The sequence below is a fragment of the Cellulosimicrobium sp. NPDC055967 genome, assembly GCF_042269845.1.
GTDB lineage: Bacteria > Actinomycetota > Actinomycetes > Actinomycetales > Cellulomonadaceae > Cellulosimicrobium.
Map to the genome: position 1 here is coordinate 132226 of NZ_JBHJYJ010000011.1, position 12447 is coordinate 144672.

The window sequence follows — 12447 nt, forward strand, 5'->3', positions numbered from 1 at the left end:
GGCTCGTCTCCTGTGTCGCAATGATCAAATCATTGCGACACATGCTAGCGTGGTGACGCAATGATTTGATCATTGCGTCATTCTGTCGTATCGCATGGATCTAGCGGTCGTCACGCTCGTGACATACGCTCGACGGATGGCCGACGCACCGCTGCCCGCGCCGAACGAGCGCGCGCTCGAGTCCGACATCGTCACGGACCTGCGCGAGCAGATGACGTACGGGTCGTACCTGCACCTCGACACGCTGCTCGCCGCGCAGGAGCCGGTCAGCGACCCTGAGCACCACGACGAGATGCTGTTCATCGTCCAGCACCAGACGACGGAGCTCTGGCTCAAGCTCGTGCTGCACGAGCTGCTCTCCGCGCGCGACCTCCTCGCCGCCGACGAGCTCGGCGCCGCGCTCAAGCGCATCGCGCGCGTCAAGCACGTGCAGCGCACGCTCACCGAGCAGTGGTCCGTGCTCGCGACGCTCACCCCCAGCGAGTACGCGCAGTTCCGCGGGTTCCTCGGCCACGCGTCGGGCTTCCAGTCCTGGCAGTACCGCGCGGTCGAGTTCCTGCTCGGCAACAAGAACGCGCGCATGCTCGCGGTGTTCGACGCCGAGCCCGACGCCCGGGCGGAGCTCGCGCGCCTGCTCGCCGAGCCGAGCGTCTACGACGAGTTCCTGCGCCACCTCGCGCGGCACGGCCACGACGTCCCGCCGCGCGTGCTCGACCGCGACGTCACCGTCGCGCACACGCTCGACGACGACCTCGTCGAGGTCTTCCGTCGCATCTACGACGACCCGGAGGCGCACTGGTCGGCGTACGAGACGTGCGAGGAGCTCGTCGACCTCGAGGACAACTTCCAGCTCTGGCGTTTCCGCCACATGAAGACGGTGCTGCGGATCATCGGCACCAAGCGCGGGACGGGCGGGTCGAGCGGCGTCGGGTTCCTGCAGAAGGCGCTCGACCTCACGTTCTTCCCCGAGCTGTTCGCCGTGCGCACGGAGATCGGGCGGGCGTGAGCGGCAGGTCCCTCGGTCGGCCCGGCGACGGCGGCACCTGGCTCCCGCCGCTCGTCGACGCGCACGTGCACCTCGGCCTCGTCGACCCCGTCGCCGTGCGGCGCGGCGGGATCGCCGTCGTGCACGACCTGGGGTGGGTGCCCGACGTCGCGCGCACCTGGCCCGGCACGCCCGGCTTCCCCGAGGTCGCGTACGCGGGCGCGTTCCTCACCGCGCCCGGCGGCTACCCGTCGGACCGGTCGTGGGCGCCGCGCGGTGCGGTCGAGGAGGTCGCGAGCCCCGACGAGGCCGTCGCCGCCGTCGACCGTCAGGCCGCCGCGGGCGCGTCGTCCGTCAAGGTCGCCCTGCACTCCGAGGCCGGCCCGGTGCCCGACGACGTCACGCTCGCCGCGCTCGTCGGCCACGCCCACGCGCGGGGCCGGGACGTCGTCGCGCACGTGGAGGGGCGGGGCATGGCAGCCCGCGCGTTCGAGGCGGGCGTGGACAGGCTCGCGCACGCCCCGTTCAGCGAGCGCCTGCCCGACGACCTCCTCGCTGCGATGGCCCACCCGCGAGCTCGCTCCCAGACGCCGTCTCGCTCACGCCCCGCCGCCGAGCACGACCCTGCCCGCGGTCGAACACGACCTGAAGGTCGGAATAACCCGGATAACGACCCTCATGTCGTGTTCGGCGGAGGTGTGGGGAGTCTTGTGAGCTGGGTGAGCACGCTCGACGTGCACGGGTGGGGGAGCCCGACGGCCGCGCAGGACGTCGCGATCGACAACGTGCGGCGCTTCGTCGCGCTCGGGGGGACGGTCGTCTACGGCACCGACCTGGGCAACGGGCCGCTGCCGACCGGCGTGAACGCGCGCGAGCTGCGGGCGCTCGCGGCGGCGGGCCTCGACGCGCACGCGCTGGTCGCCGCGCTCACGCACGACGCCCCGGCCGAGCGACGCGCTCCCGCTCGGGAGATGCACCCCGAGGTGCAGCGCCCGGGCACAGGTGCAGCGCTCGCCACGTGGGTCCCCGGCGACCCGCCCGAACCCGGTCACACCGACGACGTCGTCGCGTGGCTCGCGCGCGCCGTCGTCGTCGAGCGCGACCCGGGCATGGCCCCGAACCCGGCCCCGAACCCAGCCCGCGAGACCTCCCCACCGGAAGGACGACCATGACCGAGGACCACGCCGCGCGCTCCGCCGCGCTCGACGCCGCCGACCCGCTCGCGTCGTTCCGCGACGCGTTCGTCGACTCCGACGAGGTCACCGCCTACCTCGACGGGAACTCGCTCGGGCGGCCGACGCGCGCGTCCGCCGAGCGGCTGGCTCGTTTCGCGACCGAGCGCTGGGGCGCGCGGCTCATCCGCGGCTGGGACGAGGAGTGGTACGACCTGCCGCTCACGCTCGGCGACCGGATCGGCGCGGTCACGCTCGGCGCGGCGCCCGGGCAGACGTTCGTGGGCGACTCGACGACGGTCATCCTCTACAAGCTCGTCCGGGCCGCGCTCTCGGCACCGCACGTCGCGGGGCGCGACGAGATCGTGCTCGACGCCGGGAACTTCCCGACCGACCGCTACGTGCTGGAGGGCGTCGCGCGCGAGCACGGCGCGACGCTGCGGTGGATCACGCCCGAGCACGACGGCGGGGTGACCCCTGGGCAGGTCGCCGAGGTTCTCTCGGGCCGCACCGCGCTCGTGCTGCTGAGCCACGTCGCGTACCGCTCGGGGTACGTGAGCGACGCCGCCGCGATCACCACGCTCGCGCACGACGCCGGGGCGCTCGTCCTGTGGGACCTGTGCCACTCGGTCGGGGCGCTGCCGGTCGAGCTCGACGCGTGGGGTGTCGACCTCGCGGCGGGCTGCACGTACAAGTACCTGAACGGCGGCCCGGGCGCGCCCGCGTTCGGCTACGTCCGCGCCGACCTCCAGGGCGCCCTGACCCAGCCGATCCAGGGGTGGATGGGCAGCGCCGCGCCGTTCGAGATGGGCCCGGCGTACGCCCCGCACGACGGCGTCCGGCGCTTCCTCTCGGGGACGCCCGCGATCGTCGGGATGCTCGCGATGCAGGACATGCTCGACCTCCTGGACGCGGCGGGGATCGCGGCGGTGCGGGCGAAGTCGGTCGCGCTCACGGAGCACGCGACGGCACTCGTGGACGACCTGCTGCTCCCGCTCGGCGCACGCTACGCGTCGCCGCGCGACCCGGCCCGCCGCGGGAGCCACGTCACGGTCGACCACGACGCGTTCGAGGCGACGCTCCCACTGCTGTGGGAGCGTGGCGTGATCCCCGACTTCCGTCGTCCGGACGGCCTGCGCCTCGGCCTGTCGCCGCTCTCCACGAGCTTCGACGAGGTGCGCGTCGGCGTCGAGGCCGTGCGCGACGCGCTGCTGCAGGTCCTCGACGGACCTGTGGACGGGGCCGCGTGATCCTCGACGACCTCGACTCCCGCCCGGGGAGCGCGACGTCGCTCCTGCGCACCGTCGTCGGGCTGTACCTGCGGGACCTCGGCGGGGCGGTCGCCGTCGCCGACCTGGTCGAGCTGCTGGGGGCGCTCGACGTCCCGCCTGTCGGCGCACGCGGCGCGGTCTCGCGGGCGAAGGCGAAGGGGCTGCTCGTCCCGGAAGCCGTCGGTGGCCGGGCCGGCTACTCGCTCGCGCCCGACGCCGCGCGGATGCTGGAGCGGGGCGACCGGCGGATCTTCGCCTACCGGCAGCAGGGCGACGACGACCCGTGGTGCCTCGTGTCGTTCTCGCTGCCGGAGGAGCGGCGCGCCGTGCGCCACCAGCTCCGGCGGCACCTCGCATGGATCGGCGCCGGCACCGTCGCGGACGGCCTGTGGATCGCGCCGGGTCACCTCGCGGACGAGGTCGAGGAGATCCTCGTCGGGCTGGGCGTGCGCGAGGCCGCGACGGTCTTCGTGGCCGGACCGCCGCGCGTCGCTGGGTCGTTCGCCGACGCCGCCGCGCGGTGGTGGGACCTCGACCGGGTCGCCGCGCTGCACCGCGACTTCCTCACGCGGCACGGCGGCTCGCGGCCCGAGGTCGGCCGGGCCGAGGGCGCCCGGCCCGACGACGCCCGGCCGGATGGCGAGGCGGTCTCGCCCCGTGCCGCGTTCGCCCGGTGGGTGCGTGCGGTCGACGACTGGCGGCCCGTACCGTACGTCGACCCGGGCCTTCCGCTCTCGGCGCTGCCCGCGGGCTGGCCCGGCGCGGCGAGCGTCGCGCTGTTCGACGGCCTCCGCGCGGACCTCGCCGACGCGGCGGCGGACCACGTCCGGGCCGTCGTCGGGCGGTGACCGGGGCGCAGCGGGAGGCACACCCCCGATGCCCGACGTCCGGCGTCCCGTCGCGCCCTGGGCGACGGCCTGATCGCGCGCCTCGGCGTCTCCTGAGGCCGCCCGTCGGGACGACAGACCGGACATCCGGGATAGATGCGGAGGCAACGTCAGGGCGCCTCGGTGGGGTTGCTCACAGTGGTGCGACTTCACCCGGCCCACGCACCTGGACGCCCGTCCAGGTCTGTTTACGGTGGTCGGGACGGGTCGTCCGACCCCGTCGTCCGCGACACCGAGACCCAGGTAGTGATGACCCGCCCGACCTTGACACCTCAACAGCAGTCCCACGAGACCTCCCGCCGGCAACGTCGACGGCCGGCTGCCGCGCTGCTCGCCGTCGGCCTCCTCGCCGGCGCCGGGCTCGTCGTCCCCGCGACGAGCGCCGCCGCCGCCGACGCGGTCAACCCGTTCGACCTGGCCGGCGGGTTCAGCGTCTACGCCCGCGAGGACGCCCGCCTCGACAACCACGAGACCGAAGGGTCGATCGCCGTGGGCGGCGAGCTGACCGTCCGGGCCGACGGCGGTACGTACGCGATCGTCCACCAGGTGGCGGGGACCGCGGACTACACCATCCCGACCGTCGACGGTGACCCGACCCGTCTGCTCGTCGGCTCGTACGCTCCGTCCTCCGGGCTGGCGCAGATCACGAACGCGGGCGTGCCGCAGGGCAGCGGCGCCGAGCTCCAGGGCTACCTCAAGGTCGTGGGCGACGACCCGGCGTTCGACACCTATCAGCGGGGTGACTGGGTGCGGTACCGCACGACGGTCGACGACGCGCCGGCGATCGACGCGACCAACCAGAAGTGGCCCGCCGGTGCCGCGACCGTGGCGACCGAGCGCGACGCCGTCGCGGCGTACGTCGAGAGCGGAGCCACGGAGCCCGCCGACGTGCGCCAGTGCCTCGCGAACCTCGTGCCGAGCGGTGCGGCGCACGTGCTCACCGTCGCCGAGGACGTCGGCGACCGGGTCGTCCTCTCGGCGCTCGAGCCCGGACGCCCGAACGTCGTCGACTACGCCGCGATCGCGGACGCGTACACGGTGCAGTTCGCCGACGGGGTGCTCCCGTCCGCGGACGCCCCGTTGATCGTCTCCGTCCCCGCCGGGACGACCGAGCTCCGCGGCTCCGTGTTCGGCGGAGCCGGCGCGGCGGCCTCCTTCGTGATGTGGGACCTGTCGCAGCTCGACGGCGCGGTCACCCTCGGTGTTGGCGGGACACGCCTCGACGGCTCGGTCTACGCCCCGACGGCGGACCTCACGGTCGAGGCCGCCCCGCTCGACGGCCAGGTCGTCGCGCGGAACCTCACGCTGCTCGGCGGCGAGGCGCACGCGTACCTCTTCGCCGGCGCCGTCCCGTGCTCGACCGATCCGGTCGTGGAGACCGGCGGCCTGACGCTCACCAAGGAGGTCGTGGGTGCCGCGGCCTCGGCCGTGCCGGCGGGCACGACGTTCACCGTCGTGTACGACGCCGACGGGACGACGGGCGAGCTCACCGTGCCCGTCGGCGGCTCCGCGACCCTGGACGACCTTCCGCTGGGCACCGAGGTCGTGCTGTCGGAGCCCAGCTTCCCCGACGTGGACGCGGTCGTGTGGGGGGAGCCGGCGTGGCACGTGGACGGCGCAGCCGTCGTGCCGGGCGACGACGGGACCGTGCGCGTCGAGATCGGCGCGACGGCGGACGTCGCCGTCGTGCTCACCAACATGGCGGACGAGCCCGCACCGCCGACCCCGACGGATCCCACGACCCCGACGGAGCCCACGACGCCGACGACCCCGGTTGCGCCCACCACCCCGGCGCACCCGGCCGACGGCGGCTCCGACGGTCTGGCGACGACCGGTGCGCAGGCCGGGGGCGTCGCTCTCGCGGCGCTCGTGCTGGTCGCGCTGGGCACCACGGTCCTCGTCCTGCGGCGACGTCAGGGCGCCTGACCCGGCGTCCCGCCCGTCCGTCCCGACGCCGCGTCCCCCGATCCCGGGGGGCGCGGCGTCGCGCGTTCCGGGGCGCGTCCGCGACGGCCACCTGCCCGCCCACGGGAGTTCACCGGGACGACGGGTGCCCGCCACCCCGGCTCCGTACGGTGACAGCGCTTCCCACCACGGGTCCGGCGCCGCCACGGTGGTCCGACGGTCGTCGCCGCGCGGACCCCTGACCTGCGAAGGAACCCATGAACCCGCACGCCTCCCGGCTGCCCGGCGCGCTGACGCGCGCGGCGGCGTCGACGCTCGCCGTCTCCCTGGTGGGGACGGTGCTCGTCGCCGCGACCGCCACCTCGACGGCCGCCGCCGACGAGTCCCTGCTCTCGACGTCCGGCACGACCTGGCGCTACCTCGACGACAACACGAACCCGGCGGGGACCTCGACCAGCACCGCCGTGGACCAGCGCGTGTGGACGACGACCGCGTTCGACGACTCCGCGTGGAAGACCGCGACGGGCGCGTTCGGCGCCAAGCGCGGCGCCGCGACGGGCATCGGGGACGCGTTCCCGATCACGACCCTGCTCACGCAGTACATCCCCGGCACGACGACGGACGTCCCCACGTTCTTCTTCCGCACCGACGTGGAGCTCACTGCGGCGGACCTCGACGGCGTCCCGGCGTTCGAGGGCGAGATCGTCTACGACGACGCGGCGATCGTCTACGTGAACGGCGAGGAGGTCGTGCGCCTGGGAGACGACGGCCGCGAGATCACGGAGAACCTGCAGTACCACGGCAACGGGCGCACGGACCCGGTGACGGGCACGTTCGTCGTCCCGGCCGACGCGTTCGAGCCCGGCGAGAACACGATCTCCGTCGCGCTCTACCAGGACGCGCCGACGAGCTCGGACATCTACCTCGACGTCCGTTCGCTCGTCCCGACGCACGGCGAGGTGCGCGACGTCGCCCTCAACGTCGGCGCGGACGAGACGCAGGCGAACGTCGCCTGGTTCTCGACCCTGCCCGGCGCGGGCGAGGTGCAGTGGGTCCGCGTCGACGAGGCGGGCGGCGAGGTCGACTGGCAGGCCGCGGCGACGTCGTCGTCCCGGGACGGTGCGGCCGCGGACGGCTCGACCTACCACCACGCCACGATCACCGGCCTCGAGGAGGACTCGGCGTACGCGTACCGGGTGGGCAGCGCGGCCACCGGCTGGTCCGCGCCGACGACCTTCACCACGGGCACGTTCGGCGACGAGTTCAGCGCGCTGTTCGTCGGCGACGCGCAGATCGGCGCGAGCGGCGACGCCGCGAACGATGCAGCGCGCTGGGGCGAGAGCCTCGACGTCATGACCGCCCGGCACCCCGACACGGCGTTCCTCATCTCCGCGGGCGACCAGGTGAACAGCGCCGGCAGCGCCGCGCAGTACGCCGGGTTCCTGGCGCCGCGCCAGATGCGCGAGCTGCGCTTCGCCGTCCAGGACGGCAACCACGACACCGCGTCCGCGCTGTACGACCAGCACTACGTGATGCCGAACCTCTCGACCGAGCAGCGCCGCGACTACTGGTACTCCTACAACAACGTGCTCGTCGTCGCGATCGACTCGAACGACTCCGACCCGGCGGAGATCGCCGGGCACGAGGCCTTCCTGCGCGACGTGGTCGGGACGCACGGCGACGCGTACGACTGGGTCGTCGTGACGTTCCACCACTCGCTGTACAGCCAGGCGTTCCACTCGCGCGACACCGACGTGGTGCGCATGCGCGAGGCCCTGTCGCCCGTCTTCAGCGACCTCGGCGTCGACCTCGTCCTCGCGGGCCACGACCACATCTACACGCGCTCGTACCTCATGGAGGGTGCGACGCCGGTCGTCCCGGCGGAGGCGCCCGCCGAGGGCGACGTCCTGACCCCGGACGAGGACCAGGTCCTCTACCTCACGGGCAACTCGTCGTCGGGCTCCAAGTTCTACGACTTCGACGGCGCCAAGCCGTGGACGGCCCGCTGGGAGCAGTCCCGCGAGGCGAGCTACTCCGACCTCGACGTCACCCCGACGTCCCTCACGGTCACCACGTACACGACCGGGTCGCAGCGCGTCGTCGACCGGGTGACGCTGCAGCGCGAGGACGCGGCGGGCCCGGCGCTCGACGTCGAGACGAGCGCGCGCTGCCTCGCCGGCACGGCGTACGTCGCGGTCCGCGCGACGAACACCGAGGACGTTCCCGCCGACGTCACGCTCGCGACGCCCTACGGCACGCGGACGTTCGCGGCGGTCGCCCCGGGCAAGGCGGCGTACCAGTCGTTCTCGACGCGGTCCGTCGCGGCCGAGGCGGGCTCCGTCACGGTGACGGGCACCCGACCCGACGGCGGCGCCTCCTCGCAGGACGCCACCTACCCGGCGGTCACCTGCGGCTGAGCCCGCCGCCGAACCCGGGGTCGTTCCCCAGCGCACGCCCGCGCTGGGGAGCGACCCCGGGTTCGGCGTGTCAGGTCGACGGTCCGTCCAGGGGCTCGACGACGATGCCGCCGAAGCGGGCGTCGCGCGCTCGGTGCTCGACGCCGCCGATCCAGACGCGCCCGCTCCGCACCGCGTCGGACGCGGGGGAGCGGTCGAGGTAGTGCGCCTGGTAGCCGCCGCCGAGGTCCACGTTGGTCAGCGAGACCGCACGACCCGCCTCGTCGGTGACGTCGGCCTCGCACCACGCGCACACGTGCCGCGGGTAGCGGGGGTTCCAGCGGACGAGCGTCCCGCACAGCGGGCAGAACTGCGTACGGACCGGCTCGGCGTCGGCGGGCGCGAGCGCGCCCGCGCGGACGAGGCCGCCCTGCGCGGTGCGGCGGGCGAGCGCGGTGAGCTGGCGCCGCGCGATCCCGGGCCAGCCGTGGACGGCGGTCGCCCACTCGGACGGCACGGCGCGCGCGCCGTAGGCGGCGCCGAGCAGGGCGCCGGCGATGGCCGCGACCGTGTCGGTGTCGCCGCCGATCGACACGGCGGCCTGGAGCGCGGCCGCGAGGTGGTCGCGGTGGGCGAACGTCGAGCCCTGCGGCGCGGAGGTGGTCGCGATGGCGTGCCACGCCGCCTGGAGCGCGGTGACGGTGAAGCCGTTCTGCCGCAGGTCGCCCGTGGGCCGCGCGAGCTCGGCGTCGGCGATCCACCCGGACCAGCGCGCCGCCGCGTCCGGGTCGAGGAGGTCGAGGCCTGCGCGGACGTCGAGCCGCTGCTCGGTCACCGCGACGCGCACGGCCTCCGACCACAGCACGCACGACTCGGCGGCGAGCGGGTCGGTGTGCGTGATCTCCGCGACGGCGCGCGCCGCGCGGGCGGTCGCGTCCCGGTCGTCCAGGGCCACCAGCCCGACGACGCCCGTGCGCATGAGCGCGCCGTTCCCGGCCGTGCGCCCGGTCGCCGCGTGCAGCGCCGCGGACGCCTCGCGCAGGCGCGTCGCGGCGGGTCCGCGCCGGGCGGCGGCGTCGCGCAGCACGGCGGCGGTCTGCGTCCCGACGTCGGTCGCGCCCCCGGTGCGCCACGCCTCGAAGGCGGCGGCGACCTCGTCGAGCGGGGTCGCGCCGAACGCGTCCGGGACGGGGGAGAGCGCGTCGTGGGCGGCCGTGACCCGGGCGACGCACACCGACATCTGGGTGTCGTCGCTCCACTCACCGGGCGCGTACGGGCCGAGGCCACCGCCGCGCATGACCGCGACCGATTCCTGCCGCCCCGGGCCGGGCGGCTGCGCGAACTCGTACGGCACCCCGAGCGCGTCGCCCGCCGCCTGGGCGAGCAGCACGCCCGACGCACGGTCGAGGAGGGAGAAGCCGAGCACGTCGAGCGGTTCGCGGGCAGGCGGGGGCGGCGTCGTCGTCACGGCGTGATCGTGCCACGATGAACGCCATGACCACGACGCCCGACGACCTCGCCGCCCTGATCGCCTCCGTCGAGGCGGACGAGCGCGACCTCGTGCTCCGCACCTTCACGCACGACGACGCCTGGCGCCTCGGCTGCCTGCTGGTCGAGCTCGCGGACGAGCGCGACCTGCCGGTGACGATCGACGTCCGCAAGGGCCCCCAGCAGGTGTTCCACGCCGCGCGCGAGGGCACGACGCCGGACAACGACACCTGGGTCCAGCGCAAGGTGCGGGTGGTCGAGCGGTTCGGGGCGTCGTCGTACCTCGTGGGCCTGCGCGCCCGCGCGAAGGGGACGACGTTCACCGACCAGCACCAGCTCCCGCTGCAGGAGTTCGCCGCCCACGGCGGAGCGTTCCCGGTGCGCGTCGAGGGCGTCGGGATCGTCGGCGTCGTGACCGTGTCCGGGCTCGCCCAGGGCGACGACCACGCGCTGGTCACCGAGGCTCTGCGGTCCTTCCTGGGTCGGGGCGCGTAGCGGTCAGTCCCCGACGAGCGGGACGTCCTCGAACGTGGGCCACGTCGGCGTGACGTTCACGTAGAGCGACGTCAGCGAGTCGTCGAGCGGCCGCGGCAGGTACACCTCGTACCGCGCGGTCTGCCCGACCGCGGTCCGCACGAAGATCGGGTCGCTCTCCAGCTCGCGCGCGCCGCTGCCGCGCACGGGCTCGTAGGAGACGAGCGCGTACGGGTCGACGGCGGACGGGTGCAGCTCGCCCCGGCCCGTGAGGTCGTACACGGAGATCCGGTCCGTGGCACCGTCGACCGGGTCGAGCGGCGTGAGCTGGACGCGGAGCCGCATGACCGGGCCGCGCACGACGATCGGCTCGATCGCGACGCGCACGCGCTCCTCGCGGCCCTCGTCGTTCGGCACGACGACGGTCTTCTCCACGACCGCCTCGCCGTCCTCGACGAGGTCGATCCGGGGTGCGTCGGCGGGGACGTGGTCGGCGTCGACGGGCGCGAGCTCGTGCTCCTCGACCTCGATCCCGCCCTCGCCGGGCGTGGTGCCGGAGTAGCGCAGCTCGACCCGTCGGTTCTGGGCGCGGTCGTCGGCGACGTCGTCGCCGCTCTCGTCGACCTTGAGCTGCGACTCCCCGTGGCCCTGCGCGTCGAACGTGACGTCGGGGCGCACCGCCGCCGCCGCCGCGGCGACCGCCTGGGCGCGACGCTGGGAGAGGTCGAGGTTGTCGGCCTCCTCGCCGACCGAGTCGGTGTGGCCCGCGACGCTCGCGGTCACGCCGTCGGGCAGGTCCGCAGCGACCTCCTGGACGCGCTGCACCGCCGCGTCGGACAGCTCGGCCGAGCCGACGTCGAACAGCACGTCCGTCTCGAGCGTGACGACGACCTCGTCCTCCTCGACCTCGACGTACTCGAAGGACGTGACGGCCCCCTCGGTCTCGAAGGTCGTCGCGACGCCGGGGTCGAAGTGCCGGACGGCCTTGTCGAGCGACTCGCGGTTGGGGGGACCGCCGAGGTCGTCGAGGGTGAGCGCGTCGATGCCGGGGACGTCGGGCGTCGGGTCGGCGCCGGGGTCGTCCTCCGCGGTCGCGGGAGCCGCCGCGGCCGCGAGCAGCGTCGTCGTGACGACGACGGCGGTGAGCGACGTGACCGCGGTGCGGCGCGCGCGGCTCACTCCTCGACCTCGTAGGTCACCGGGACGTCCTCGAACGGGGGCCACGACTCGTGGAGTCGCACGTCGACGGCGACCGGGTCGCCCGCGGGGCGCGGGAACCAGGCCTGGTACAGGAGCGGGCGGCCGTTCACGGTCTTCGCCGCCACCACGTCGGTCGCGAGGTCGGTCCCGCCGGAGGAGATGAGGTCGTACTCGGTGAGCGCGTCCACGTCGACGATCGTCGGGTTGTGGTCGTGCCCGAGCATGTCGTACGCCGAGTGCGCCTCGGGCTTCTCCGCGTCCGCGTCGGCGAAGCGCGGCGTCATGAGCACGCGCAGCTCGACCGTCGAGCCCTCGGCGACGAGCGACACCAGCCCGAGCGAGACCTCGTCCTCGGCGGAGCCGGGGACGGGCAGCCGCGCCTCGAGGACCGGCTGGTACTCCTCCGCGCCGACGGCGACCGGCGTCGGCCCGTCCGCCGACGCGTCGCCGGAGCACGCGGCGAGGGTGAGCGCGAGGGCCACCGCGGTGGCGACGCCGGCCAGGAGCGCGCGGGGGCGTGGGAGGGGCGAGGGCACGGGCAGGCCCGGAGGCGTGGTGCTCGGCATGGCCGGAAGGCTAGCGGACCGGAACGTCCTCGGACCGGCCCGTTCGTGGGGAGAGGTCCCCATCGGGGCAGACGGGCGGGGCCGGTGCCGTCGGGCACCGGCC

The 12447-nt window shown here is 74.7% G+C and carries 10 protein-coding genes; 7 read left to right on the top strand and 3 right to left on the bottom strand.

All coding sequences use genetic code 11. The features are described 5' to 3' along the window. Nucleotides 1-136: 136 nt before the first annotated feature. The 6 genes from ACFC2L_RS14840 to ACFC2L_RS14865 all read left to right on the top strand — a co-directional run bounded on the left by ACFC2L_RS14840 (nt 137) and on the right by ACFC2L_RS14865 (nt 8637). The gene (locus ACFC2L_RS14840; protein WP_375825050.1) at nt 137-1006 is read left to right on the top strand and encodes a tryptophan 2,3-dioxygenase; all 870 of its coding nucleotides are present in this window, start codon (nt 137-139) and stop codon (nt 1004-1006) included. Beyond that, entirely contained in the window at nt 1003-2157 is a 1155-nt protein-coding gene (locus ACFC2L_RS14845; protein ID WP_375825051.1) for a hypothetical protein, read from the top strand. Before ACFC2L_RS14840 ends, ACFC2L_RS14845 begins: the two co-directional genes overlap by 4 nt. Continuing rightward, on the top strand, nt 2154-3407 hold the full coding sequence (locus ACFC2L_RS14850) for a kynureninase (protein WP_375825052.1): 1254 nt from the start codon (nt 2154-2156) through the stop codon (nt 3405-3407). The genes ACFC2L_RS14845 and ACFC2L_RS14850 overlap by 4 nt, the downstream gene beginning before the upstream one ends. Next, complete coding sequence (locus ACFC2L_RS14855) at nt 3404-4276, top strand: PaaX family transcriptional regulator C-terminal domain-containing protein (RefSeq protein ID WP_375825053.1); 873 nt, start codon at nt 3404-3406, stop codon at nt 4274-4276. The genes ACFC2L_RS14850 and ACFC2L_RS14855 overlap by 4 nt, the downstream gene beginning before the upstream one ends. A gap of 288 nt (nt 4277-4564) precedes the next feature. After that, nucleotides 4565-6241, top strand: a complete 1677-nt coding sequence (locus tag ACFC2L_RS14860; RefSeq protein ID WP_375825054.1) for a collagen-binding domain-containing protein — start codon at nt 4565-4567, stop codon at nt 6239-6241. Nucleotides 6242-6477: 236 nt separating this feature from the next. After that, nucleotides 6478-8637: a fibronectin type III domain-containing protein gene (locus ACFC2L_RS14865; RefSeq protein WP_375825055.1), complete on the top strand. Its 2160-nt coding sequence runs from the start codon at nt 6478-6480 to the stop codon at nt 8635-8637. A 70-nt stretch (nt 8638-8707) separates the two neighbouring features. Here ACFC2L_RS14865 and ACFC2L_RS14870 read toward each other — a convergent pair whose 3' ends face one another. Then, nucleotides 8708-10084, bottom strand: coding sequence for an ADP-ribosylglycohydrolase family protein (locus ACFC2L_RS14870; protein WP_375825056.1), 1377 nt, complete (start codon nt 10082-10084; stop codon nt 8708-8710). Between the two features lie 26 nt (nt 10085-10110). On the opposite strand from ACFC2L_RS14870, the gene ACFC2L_RS14875 reads away from it, so the two are divergent. Continuing rightward, nucleotides 10111-10599 (top strand): heme-degrading domain-containing protein, encoded by a 489-nt coding sequence (locus tag ACFC2L_RS14875; protein WP_375825057.1) that lies wholly within the window; start codon nt 10111-10113, stop codon nt 10597-10599. 3 nt (nt 10600-10602) lie between these two features. On the opposite strand, the gene ACFC2L_RS14880 is transcribed toward ACFC2L_RS14875, so the two are convergent. Next, nucleotides 10603-11757 (bottom strand): OmpA family protein, encoded by a 1155-nt coding sequence (locus ACFC2L_RS14880; protein ID WP_375825058.1) that lies wholly within the window; start codon nt 11755-11757, stop codon nt 10603-10605. Beyond that, complete coding sequence (locus tag ACFC2L_RS14885) at nt 11754-12344, bottom strand: hypothetical protein (protein ID WP_336724757.1); 591 nt, start codon at nt 12342-12344, stop codon at nt 11754-11756. The genes ACFC2L_RS14880 and ACFC2L_RS14885 overlap by 4 nt, the downstream gene beginning before the upstream one ends. Nucleotides 12345-12447: the final 103 nt, after the last annotated feature.

Coding starts and splice junctions, on each gene's coding strand:
- ACFC2L_RS14840 (WP_375825050.1), top strand. CDS start 137: ATGGCCGACGCACCGCTGCCCGCGCCGAACGAGCGCGCGCTCGAGTCC.
- ACFC2L_RS14850 (WP_375825052.1), top strand. CDS start 2,154: ATGACCGAGGACCACGCCGCGCGCTCCGCCGCGCTCGACGCCGCCGAC.
- ACFC2L_RS14860 (WP_375825054.1), top strand. CDS start 4,565: ATGACCCGCCCGACCTTGACACCTCAACAGCAGTCCCACGAGACCTCC.
- ACFC2L_RS14865 (WP_375825055.1), top strand. CDS start 6,478: ATGAACCCGCACGCCTCCCGGCTGCCCGGCGCGCTGACGCGCGCGGCG.
- ACFC2L_RS14875 (WP_375825057.1), top strand. CDS start 10,111: ATGACCACGACGCCCGACGACCTCGCCGCCCTGATCGCCTCCGTCGAG.
- ACFC2L_RS14885 (WP_336724757.1), bottom strand. CDS start 12,344: ATGCCGAGCACCACGCCTCCGGGCCTGCCCGTGCCCTCGCCCCTCCCA.